General features: G+C 72.1%; 6 protein-coding genes. 5 read left to right on the forward strand and 1 reads right to left on the reverse strand.

Translation table 11 applies throughout. From position 1 onward, the window contains the following. Positions 1-40 precede the first annotated feature (40 nt). Positions 41-712 carry a winged helix-turn-helix domain-containing protein gene (locus CLV63_RS32160; protein ID WP_245929281.1) on the reverse strand — a complete coding sequence of 224 codons (672 nt, stop codon included), beginning with the start codon at positions 710-712 and terminating at the stop codon, positions 41-43. A gap of 232 nt (positions 713-944) precedes the next feature. Between CLV63_RS32160 and CLV63_RS32165 the strand changes: the two genes are divergently transcribed. The 5 genes from CLV63_RS32165 to CLV63_RS32185 all read left to right on the forward strand — a co-directional run. Beyond that, on the forward strand, positions 945-1,544 hold the full coding sequence (locus CLV63_RS32165) for an AAA family ATPase (protein ID WP_106587025.1): 600 nt from the start codon (positions 945-947) through the stop codon (positions 1,542-1,544). A gap of 247 nt (positions 1,545-1,791) precedes the next feature. Continuing rightward, the gene (locus CLV63_RS32170; protein ID WP_106587026.1) at positions 1,792-2,793 is read left to right on the forward strand and encodes an adenosine deaminase family protein; all 1,002 of its coding nucleotides are present in this window, start codon (positions 1,792-1,794) and stop codon (positions 2,791-2,793) included. A gap of 298 nt (positions 2,794-3,091) precedes the next feature. Next, entirely contained in the window at positions 3,092-3,295 is a 204-nt protein-coding gene (locus CLV63_RS32175) for an antitoxin (RefSeq protein ID WP_106587027.1), read from the forward strand. 793 nt (positions 3,296-4,088) lie between these two features. Beyond that, the gene (locus tag CLV63_RS32180) at positions 4,089-5,336 is read left to right on the forward strand and encodes a styrene monooxygenase/indole monooxygenase family protein (RefSeq protein WP_106587028.1); all 1,248 of its coding nucleotides are present in this window, start codon (positions 4,089-4,091) and stop codon (positions 5,334-5,336) included. 361 nt (positions 5,337-5,697) lie between these two features. Beyond that, the coding region (locus CLV63_RS32185) for a type I polyketide synthase (protein ID WP_211301583.1) at positions 5,698-10,455 on the forward strand (4,758 nt) is incomplete at its 3' end.

Genomic DNA, 10,455 nt, shown 5'->3' on the forward strand with positions numbered 1-10,455 from the left:
TCCTCGGGGGCGAAGGGGGCGGTGCGCGGACTGCGGCGGGTCAGCCGGTCCCGGAATGCCGCCGCTCTTCGACAGCGGGGTCGGCGACCAGGTGCGGGAACAGGTTGATCTGCACTTCGACCATGACGGTGTCGGGACGCGCGGCCCTGGTCCGGCCGAGCGTGCTCGGCGACCAGCGGCCCAGTACCGCGTTGAGCTCGCCGTTGAGCTGGGCGGCCTCCTCTCTGGTCATGCGCACCTGCGAGGTGGTGTCGTACGAGACCTCGGACCAGGCGCGGATGCGGGGGTGATCGGAGTCGACGACCGCCAGCCACTGGCGGTACCGCTCCTCGCGGCCGCGCATCATCGCGTCCAGCACGAAGCTCGCAGCGGGGCGGGTCTCGGGGCGCCGCATGAAGTCGAACCCGCTCATGCTCCAGCCGCCCGGGTACCGGCGCCACCACCGCTCCCGCGCCGTGGGCTGCTCGGGGACCTCCTCGACGAACCCGAACCGGGCGAGCTGGCGCAGGTGGTAGCTCGTGGCCCCGCTGCTCTCGCCCAGCAGCCGGCCGAGCATGCTGGCCGTCGCCTCGCCGTGTACGCCGAACGCCTCCCAGATGCGCATGCGCAACGGGTGCGCGAGCCCCTTCATGGCCACGGCGTCGATCTCGCGCCGCGGGGGCACCTCGTTCATGTCCGCTTCGTCCGGGTTTCCGGGGGTGTTCGCTGCCATGCGCCAACGGTAACGCAAAGAAATCTTTGCAAAGCTCTCTTGGCAGAAAACGACCACCTTTACTATGTAGATCATTTATAGCCTTGTGAACTGGGACGACAGGCCGCCCGCCGTGTCGCGACCCCGCTCGATCGGGTCCGGGCGGCCGTTTCTCGCAACGGACCATGCGGTCGGCCGACGGTGGTTTTGCGATCGCCGCCGCAGCGGTCCCCTGCTGCGGGACCCTGGTTGGGTGACCGATACCGCCCCCGCACCCGTGTGGGTCGTCGCCGGTGCGCCCGGCGCCGGCAAGTCCACCGTCGCATCGCTGCTGCTCAGGCGGCTCGACCCGGTCCCCGCACTGCTCGACAAGGACGCCCTGTTCAGCGGATTCGTCGCAGAGGTGCTGGCGGCCCACGGCCGCCCCTACGGCGAGCGGGAGGGCCCGTGGTACGACGACCACGTCAAGGCCCATGAGTACGGCGGGATGACGGCGGCGGCGCGGCAGGTCCGCGCGGCGGGCTGCCCGGTGCTGCTCGTCGCCCCGTTCACGACCCAGATCCGCGACCCCGCACGCTGGCGGGCGTGGGTCCACGAGCTCGGCGGCGACCCGGTGCGCCTGGTGTGGGTCGGGATCGGCGCCGAGACGCTGCGCGCCCGCATGACCGCGCGGGGCCGCGACCGCGACACCGGCAAGCTCGCGGACTTCGCGGCGTTCACCGCGCGCATCCGGCCGTCCGAACCCCCCGCTGCGCCGCACACCGCGATCGACAACTCCGCCGGGGCGCCCCCACTCGCGGACCAGGTCGCCCGCGCCGCCGGCGGACCGGAGCCGCACGACTCCCAGCGCTGAGAACCCGCCCGCCGCACGCCGGAGCGGCGCGACCTGGCGCGAGGCGGGCAGCGGCGACGCGGAAGACCTGACACGGGATGTGAGGGGCCGGAGCACGGGGCGCGGAAGACGGGACACGGGACGCGGGCCAAACCGGTCGATTCCGGGCGGATCGGCACCGGCAACGCCGCGGTCACGCGCACGAAACCTGCCTCGCCTAGCGTCGCACCGTACCCGTTCGCTATCGACTCGGCCCGGAGGGCTGCCCATGGTCACGACGGAGTCGGCGACACGTCCGGCGGTGGCACACCTGCTGCGCACACTGCCGAAGGTCGAACTGCACCGCCACATCGAGGACGCGGCGGGCGAGCACCGGAACGCCCCGGTCACCGCCGCCGACTACCACGCGCTCGGCTATCAGGCGCTGCGCGCCTCCGCTGCGGCCGGGGTCGTCCACACCGAGTTCTTCCTCAGCCCGCGCCTGCACCTGCGCCGCGGTGTCCGGCCCGCGGTGCTGTGGGACGGCCTGACCGGCGGCCTCCGCGACGCCGAGGCCGACACCGGGGCGCGCGCCCGCATCATCGTGAACGTCGACCGGTCCGCCGGCTCCGCAGCGGCACTCGACGAACTGGAGCAGATCCGCGACCGCAGCGGGCTGCTCGTCGGGGTCGGCGGCGACGGCCCCGCGCGCGAGATCGACGTCGCCTCCCTCGTCCCGGCGTTCCGGCGCGCCGCGGCGCGCGGGCTGCGCCGCACGCTGCACGCCGGCGAACTCGACTCCCGGAGTGTGGCCGACGCGGTGCGCTACCTCGGTTGCGAGCGCATCGACCACGGTTCGCTGGTCGTCGACGACACCCGGTTGATGCGCCAGGCCGCCGACATGGGGATCGGGTTCACCGCGTGCCCGACGTCCAGCGTGGCGGTGTCGAAGGTCTTCGGCTCGGTCGGCGGTCACACGCTGCGCACGATGCTGCGCGCGGGGATGCGCGTCACCCTGGGGACCGACCGCCCGGCGCGCCTCGGCGTCGACCTGGCCGACGAGTACGGCGCCGTGCTCGCCGCCGGCCTGGCGGACCCCGCGGGGCTGCGGACGCTGGCCGTCAACGGCGTGGACGCGTGCTGGCTGCCCGACCGCGAGCGGTCCGCGCTGCGCCGCCGGGTCGCCGAGGCATGGGACGCGGCACTCCCCCAGCTCACCCCGGCCACACCCGCGCCAAGGCGGCGCCGCGGCCCCAAGGCCCGCAGCCGGGTGCTCACGGCCCGCGGCTGAGCACCCGCGGCCGGAAAGGGCTGCGTCGGACCGGGGGACGGATCAGGTCCGGGCGGCCGGAACGGACGGACGCGGATCCGGCGGGCTTGGATCGGACCGGCCCGGATCCGACGGGAGCGGATCGGCCTGCGCGGTCCTCCGCGCCCCGCACGGGTCAACGCAGCCCCCGATCCCGGGAACCGCCAGGTCAATTCGGCCGCCGTCCTGCCGCGGGTGCGCGTGCACGCCCGCTCCGGCGGGTATGGCGAGTACCCGGACACCGCAGCCGGTGTCCGCACGGCAACGAGGGGCAGGCGACATGGGTGCGTTCGGGGACGGCTTCGACAAGTTGAAGGACGCCGCCAAGAAGAACAAGGACAAGGTCGAGCAGGGCCTCGACAAGGGCGCCGAATTCGTCAAGGGAAAGACCGGGGGCAAGTACGACGAGCAGATCGACCGCGGGCGCACCTCCGCGTCGAAGTTCCTGGACGAGGACCAGACCAAACCCGACGACCAGCGGTGACCGCACACGCTGCGCCCGACCCGCGGGTCCGGGCGCAGCGCCGCACCCGCGCCCCGGTCAACCGGCGCAGCTCTCCCCACTACCACGACTCCGGCATTGAATTGCCGCCGCCCCGCGAAAAGCGGCCTTCGGGACCTCACAAACCCTCCCGTGCAATTGCACGGCGCGCCGCCGGATACCGGTGTCCCGATGCCAGGCACTATTTCCGCAGTGCGCGCGGCGGTGACCGGACGCCCGCCCGCGCCATTCCAGCCGCGGCGGTCCGGGAACAGGGCGTGCCCCGTCCCCGGACCGCCGCGGCCCTCCGCCCCGCAGCCCCTCCTCCGGCGCCGTCGGCACGAGCACACCGCGCGGGCCGCACGGCCGGCACCGGGAGCGTCGCGCGCCGGCCCGTACCCCCGTGTACCGGTGATCGCCTCCGTAATCAGACGATCCCGGCGGCGACCGGCTAATCTTGGCGGGGTCGGCAATCGGGTGCCACCCTCAGTACTCGGCGCGCCCGGCGGACCCCGGCGCTGTCGGCCACCGACGAATACAATCGATTGGTCTGCCAGATATGCACTGTTGTGCTACGGTATCGGCCGATCGGTTGTTCCAATGGGGATTATGTCCGCGCGGTGCGGTATGAGACGCGCGACCCACGTCGTCTCCGATTGCATGCCGGAGGCAACCGTCCGATGAATGGCGCCCCTATATGAATCGCGTAGCGCCCGATTCGGGCCGACCGCAGGCCGTCCCTTTTTCGGTGCTTTCCCCCAATCCAATTGCAGTCTCCGTGAGAGGGTAAATCGGGATGCGAAAAATCCTCATCGTCGGTGCGGGGCAGTCCGGCCTCTACCTGGCCCACGGCCTACTCATTGCCGGCTACGACGTCACCATGATCACCGGTAGGACCTCCACCGAGATCCGGTCCGGGCGGCCGTCGATCACCCAGTTCACCTTCCCCACGGTGCACGGCTACGAGAAGGACCTCGGCCTGGACTTCTGGGACAACCAGGCGCCGCACCTCGACAGCTTCAAGGTCCACCTCTACCCGCCGCAGAGCCCGGCGATGGTGATCAACGGTCGGCTCGACACCCCGCTGGTGTCGGTCGAGCGCCGGGTGAAGATGGCCGACTGGCTGGAGTCGTTCGAGGACCGTGGCGGGCGGGTCGTCATCCACGGGGTCACGCTGACCGACCTCGACTACTTCTCGCGGATGTACGACCTCATCGTCATCGCCGTGGGTTCGGGCGAGCTGGGTGCGATGTTCGACCACGATCACCGCCGGTTCAGCGGCGCGCCCAAGCTGGCGCTGTCCCAGGCGTACATCGACGATGTCGTGCCCGATGAGTCGGGCAGCCGCAGCGGGTGGGTCGCGTCGACGGCCGAACTCGGCGGCGTGCTGCTGATGCCCGTACTCACGGCGCAGGGCACGTTCCACTCGCTGTTCATCGCCGACCGCCCCGGCGGGGTCATGGACGCCATGCAGGACTCCCGCCTCGATCCGAACGAGCGGCTGCGCCGGATGAAGGAGGTCCTGCGCCGCTACACCCCCGAGTTCCACGAGCGGTGCGCCAACGCCACCCTGGTCGACCGCAACAGCACGGTGGCCGAGTCGATCGCCCCGCAGGTGCGCCACCCGGTGGGGACCCTGCCCTCGGGCGGGCTCGTTCTCGGGATCGCCGACGTGGTGATCACGTCGAACCCGTTCGGCGCGCAGGGCTGGAACAACTCCACACGCTGCGCGAAGAGCTACCTCGAAAGCATCATCGCGCACGGTGACCGGCCGTTCGACTACGCGACGCTGTCGGGCATGTTCGACACGTTCTGGGAGTACGGGCAGCACGCCGAACTGTGGGGGACCACGATCTCGACCATGTGGGACGGCGAGCTGCCGCCGCACATCCAGGAGATCGTCGGCGCGGCCATGACCTACCCGGAGGTCGCCAACCGCTGGGTGCAGGCGTGGGACTATCCACCCGATTATCAGGAGTGGCTTTTCTCCCCAGAAGGCGCCCGCACATTTCTCGCAAAGGTAGCGGAGAGCCACCAGCGGTAGCCTATCAAACCCAGTCCAACGGCACTGGAAACGGGTCCCGGGTTTTCCAACCCGGGGCCCGTTGTATTTGGTGATCCATGTCATACGCCCTCGGACGATATCTCTGGCTGCTATGTCCGAAACGCGGTGAGGCATTGCCGATCTCCACAACGAGAGTTAATCTCTCATTCGAGTACTTTGATGCCCGGCAATGCCCTCTGTCCTTATTTGTGCTAGTTTTCGACTCGAAGGACATATTTTTTGCGTACTCCGCTCTCCTCATGGACGTCGGATGCAGCAGGAACAGCCACCGCCTTCATCTTCGGTTTTCGCAGGTCAAACGTTGCAAGGACCGGCGCCCGGCCCGCACTTGGGTACTGAGGTGCCGGCGTACGACGACGGCGTCGCCGTGATCGGCCTGTCCTGCCGACTGCCCATGGCGGCCGGCCCCGACGCGTTCTGGCGGCTCCTCCGCGACGGCGGCGACGCCGTGTCCGAGGCGCCCGCGGAGCGCTGGCCCGCAGCCCGGCCCGACCGGCCCGGCTACCCGCGCCACGGCGGCTTCCTCGACAGCGTCGACCGCTTCGACCCGGAGTTCTTCGGCATCTCCCCCCGCGAAGCCGCCGCCATGGACCCCCGCCAGCGGCTCATGCTGGAGCTGAGCTGGGAGGCCATCGAGGACGCCGGGATCCTCCCCGAACGCCTCGCCAGCACCTCCACCGGTGTCTTCGTCGGTGCCATCGGCGACGACTACGCCACATTGCTCCGGCGCCGCGGCAGCGCCGCGATGACCCGCCATACCCTCACCGGCCTCCAGCCCGGCCTCATCGCGAACCGGGTCTCCTACGCCCTGGGCCTGCACGGCCCCAGTATGACGATCGACTCGGCCCAGGCTTCGGCATTGGTGGCGGTGCACACCGCCTGCCGGAGCCTGCGCGAGGGCGAGTCGACCGTCGCGCTCGCCGGCGGCGTGAACCTGATCCTCGCCCCCGAGAGCACCGAGGGCACCGCCATGTTCGGCGGCCTGTCCGACGACGGCCGCTGCTACACCTTCGACGCCCGCGCCAACGGCTACGTGCGGGGCGAGGGCGGCGGATTCGTGCTCCTCAAGCCGCTCGCCCGCGCCGTCGCCGACGGCGACGACATCTACTGCGTCATCCGCGGCAGCGCCGTGAACAACGACGGCGCCACCAACGGACTCACGGTCCCCAGCCCCCGGTACCAGGAGGAGGTGGTGCGCCGCGCCTGCGACCAGAGCGGTGTGCGGCCCGGCGACATCCAGTACGTCGAACTCCACGGCACCGGAACCAGGGTCGGCGACCCCGTCGAGGCCGCGGCGCTGGGCGCAGCACTCGGCGGCGCGCGGCCCGCCGGGTCTCCCCTGCTGGTCGGCTCCGTGAAGACGAACATCGGCCACCTCGAAGGCGCCTCGGGCATCGCCGGCCTGATCAAGACGGCGCTGAGCATTCGGAACCGGGTCCTGCCGCCGAGCCTCAACTACGAGAATCCGAACCCCGCCATCCCGATGGCGGAGTTGAACCTGCGGGTGCACACCGAACCGGGCCCGTGGCCGGCCCCCGGCCGCCCGCCCCTGGCCGGTGTCAGCTCCTTCGGCATGGGCGGCACCAACTGCCACGTTGTCGTCTCCGCGCCCCCGGAGGCGGCGGCACCCGAGCCCGAACCGCAGCGGCCCCTCCCTTCGGTTCTGCCGTTGCCGGTCTCCGGACGCACCGCGGACGCCTTGCGCGCGCAGGCCGGCCTCCTGCGCCGGCACCTCGCCGACAACCCCGGCCTCGACACCGCCGACCTCGCGTTCTCCGGGGCCACCACGCGAACCGCGCACGCCCACCGAGCCGTGATCGTCGCGGCCGACCGCGCCGACCTGCTCGCCGGCCTCGACGCCGTCGCCGATGGTTCAACGGCCGCCAACGCGCTTCGCGGCGTCGCCGGCGCAGCGCCGCCCGGCACCGCTGCGCTGTTCACCGGGCAGGGATCCCAGCGGGTCGGCATGGGCGACGAGCTCGCCCGGTCGTCGCCCGCATTCGCGCGCGCACTCGACGACGTCTGCGCGCACCTCGATCCGCACCTGGACCGCCCGCTCCGCGAGGTGATGTCCGGCGACTCCGCCGCACTCGACCGGACCGTGTTCACCCAGCCCGCACTGTTCGCTTTCGAGGTCGCCCTGTTCCGGCTGTTCGAAGAGTGGGGGTTCGCACCCGACTACGTCGCGGGCCACTCCCTCGGCGAGCTTTCGGCGGCCCATGTCGCGGGAGTGCTCTCCCTCGCGGACGCCGCCGCGGTGGTGACCGCACGCGGCCGCCTCATGGAGGCGCTGCCCGCCAGCGGGGCCATGATGTCGGTCCCCCTTGGCGAGGCGGACGTGCGCGCGGCGATGGCGGGGATGGCGGGCCGGGCCGACATCGCGGCGCTGAACGGGCCCGAATCCACCGTCGTGTCCGGTGACGCCGACGCCATTGCCGAACTCGACGCCGCCTTCAGCCGGCGCGGGGCGGGCACCCGGCGGCTCCGGGTCACCACGGCATTCCACTCGCCGCACGTCGACGCGATGCTCGACGAGTTCCGGAGCGTCGTCGAACAGGTCGACCTCCACCCGCCGCGGATCCCGATCATCTCCAACGTGACCGGGCGGCAGGCGACCGATGAGGTGTCCACGCCCGAGTACTGGGTGCGCCACGCGCGGCAGCCGGTGCGCTTCGCCGACGGGATCGCGTCGCTGCGCGCGCTCGGCGCCTCGGTCTTCGTGGAGTTGGGCCCCGACAATGTCCTGACCGCCATGGCCGCGGCCTGCCCGGGCGGCAGCGGCGACCACATCGCGACGGCGCTCCGGAGGTCCACCGAGACCGAGGGGGCGGTCACCGCGCTCGGCAGGCTGCACGCGGCCGGGACCGCCGTGGACTGGGCGTCCTTCTACGCCGGCATGGGCCGCCGGCGCGTGCCGCTGCCCGGTTACCCCTTCCAGCGGCGCCGGTACTGGCTCGACGACCTCGCGCCGCCCGCCGAATCCGCTGCCGAGGCACCTGTCGATCCCGGCCCAGCCTCGACCGCCCGCCCGCCGGGCGGGGTGCCGGGCGGCGGTCCCGCCTCCGCTCAGCTCGCGGCGCACCTGGCCGGGCTGTCCTACTCCGAGCAGGAGCGCGTGGTCCTCGATCTGGTGCGCACCCACACAGCCGAAGTCCTCGGGCACCCCTCGGCCGGCGAGGTCGCGGCCGACCGCCCGTTCACGGACCTCGGTGTCGACTCCCTGGGGTCGGCCGAGCTGCGCGACCGGCTGCACGGGCCGACCGGCCTGCGGCTCCCTTCGGCGCTCACCTATGACCACCCCACCCCCGCGGCGCTGGCCCGCTCCATCCTCACCGAGGTGCTCGGGACGGATGGGGCCGAAGCCGCGGGATCCGTACCCGCGCGCGGCCCCGATGCGGACGACCCGGTCGCGATCGTGGGGATCGGCTGCCGCTACCCCGGCGGCGTCGCCTCCCCCGACGACCTCTGGACACTGCTCACCGCCGAGACCGACGCCATCGGCGAATTCCCCACCGACCGAGGCTGGGACCTCGGCGCGCTGGCGGGCGACGGCGAGCGTGCCGGGACGAGTTACGTGCACCAGGGCGGGTTCCTGCACGGCGCGGGCAGTTTCGACGCCGAGTTCTTCGGGATCAGCCCCCGCGAGGCACTGGCCATGGACCCCCAGCAGCGCCTGCTGCTGGAGACCTCCTGGGAGGCCGTCGAACACGCCCGCATCGACCCCACCACCCTGCGCGGCACCCCCACCGGCGTCTTCGTGGGCGCGATGGCTCAGGAGTACGGGCCTGAACTGCACCGCTATCCCGCCGAACTCGCGGGTTTCGCGCTCACCGGTGCCAGTCCCAGCGTCCTGTCCGGCCGGGTCTCCTATGTCCTCGGCCTCGAAGGCCCTGCTGTCACCATCGACACCGCCTGCTCCTCCTCCCTCGTCAGCCTGCACCTGGCGGCCCGAGCGCTCCGCAGCGGCGAATGCACCCTCGCCCTCGCCGGCGGGGCGACCGTGATGACGGCACCGGGCATGTTCACCGAGTTCAGCCGGCAGCAGGGGCTCGCCCCCGACGGACGCATCAAACCCTTCGCCGCCGCCGCCGACGGCACCGCCTGGGCCGAAGGCGCCGGCATGCTGGTACTGGAACGGCTCTCCGACGCCCGCCGCAACGGCCACCGGATACTCGCGCTGCTGCGCGGCAGCGCCGTCAACCAGGACGGCGCCTCCAACGGCCTCACCGCACCCAACGGCCCCTCCCAGCAACGCGTCATCCGCGACGCGCTCGCCGACGCCCGGCTCGACCCCGCCCACGTCGACGCCGTCGAGGCCCACGGCACCGGCACCCGCCTCGGCGACCCGATCGAAGCCCACGCCCTCCTCGCCACCTACGGCCACAACCGCCCCGCCGACCGCCCGCTCCGGCTCGGATCGCTGAAGTCCAACATCGGCCACACCCAAGCGGCAGCGGGCGTGGGCGGCGTCATCAAGATGGTCATGGCGCTCCGCCACGCCGCCCTGCCCAAGACCTTGCACATCGACCACCCCACCCCCCACATCGACTGGACCACCGGCGCCCTCACCCTCACCACCCGCACCACCCCCTGGCCCCGCACCGACCACCCCCGCACCGCCGCCGTCTCCTCCTTCGGCATCAGCGGCACCAACGCCCACCTCATCCTCCAACAACCCCCCACACCCGACCCGGAGCCCGGCGAACACGCAGAGACCGACACCGCCACCGCGGTCTTCGGGGCACCGGTCTCCTTCGCGCTCTCCGCCAGGACGACTCCGGCGCTCCGCGCCCAAGCCCGGCGGCTCCACGACCACGTCACCACCCATTACCAGGTGGCCCCCACCGACATCGCCTACTCGCTCGCCACCACCCGCACCCACTTCGACCACCGCGCCGTCATCACCGCCCCCGACCGCACCACCCTGCTCGACCGGCTCAGCGCCCTCGCCCACAGCCGCCAACCCACTGCACGGACGCCCGCCGAGGCCCCGCGCCCCGTCTTCGTGTTCCCCGGCCAGGGCTCCCAATGGCAGGGAATGGCCCTCGAACTCCTCGACACCACCCCCGCATTCGCCGACCACATGCGCCAATGCGAA

The organism is Murinocardiopsis flavida (genome assembly GCF_003014485.1).
Lineage (GTDB): Bacteria > Actinomycetota > Actinomycetes > Streptosporangiales > Streptosporangiaceae > Murinocardiopsis > Murinocardiopsis flavida.

Coding starts and splice junctions, on each gene's coding strand:
- CLV63_RS32180 (WP_106587028.1), top strand. CDS start 4,089: ATGCGAAAAATCCTCATCGTCGGTGCGGGGCAGTCCGGCCTCTACCTG.
- CLV63_RS32160 (WP_245929281.1), bottom strand. CDS start 712: ATGGCAGCGAACACCCCCGGAAACCCGGACGAAGCGGACATGAACGAG.
- CLV63_RS32175 (WP_106587027.1), top strand. CDS start 3,092: ATGGGTGCGTTCGGGGACGGCTTCGACAAGTTGAAGGACGCCGCCAAG.
- CLV63_RS32170 (WP_106587026.1), top strand. CDS start 1,792: ATGGTCACGACGGAGTCGGCGACACGTCCGGCGGTGGCACACCTGCTG.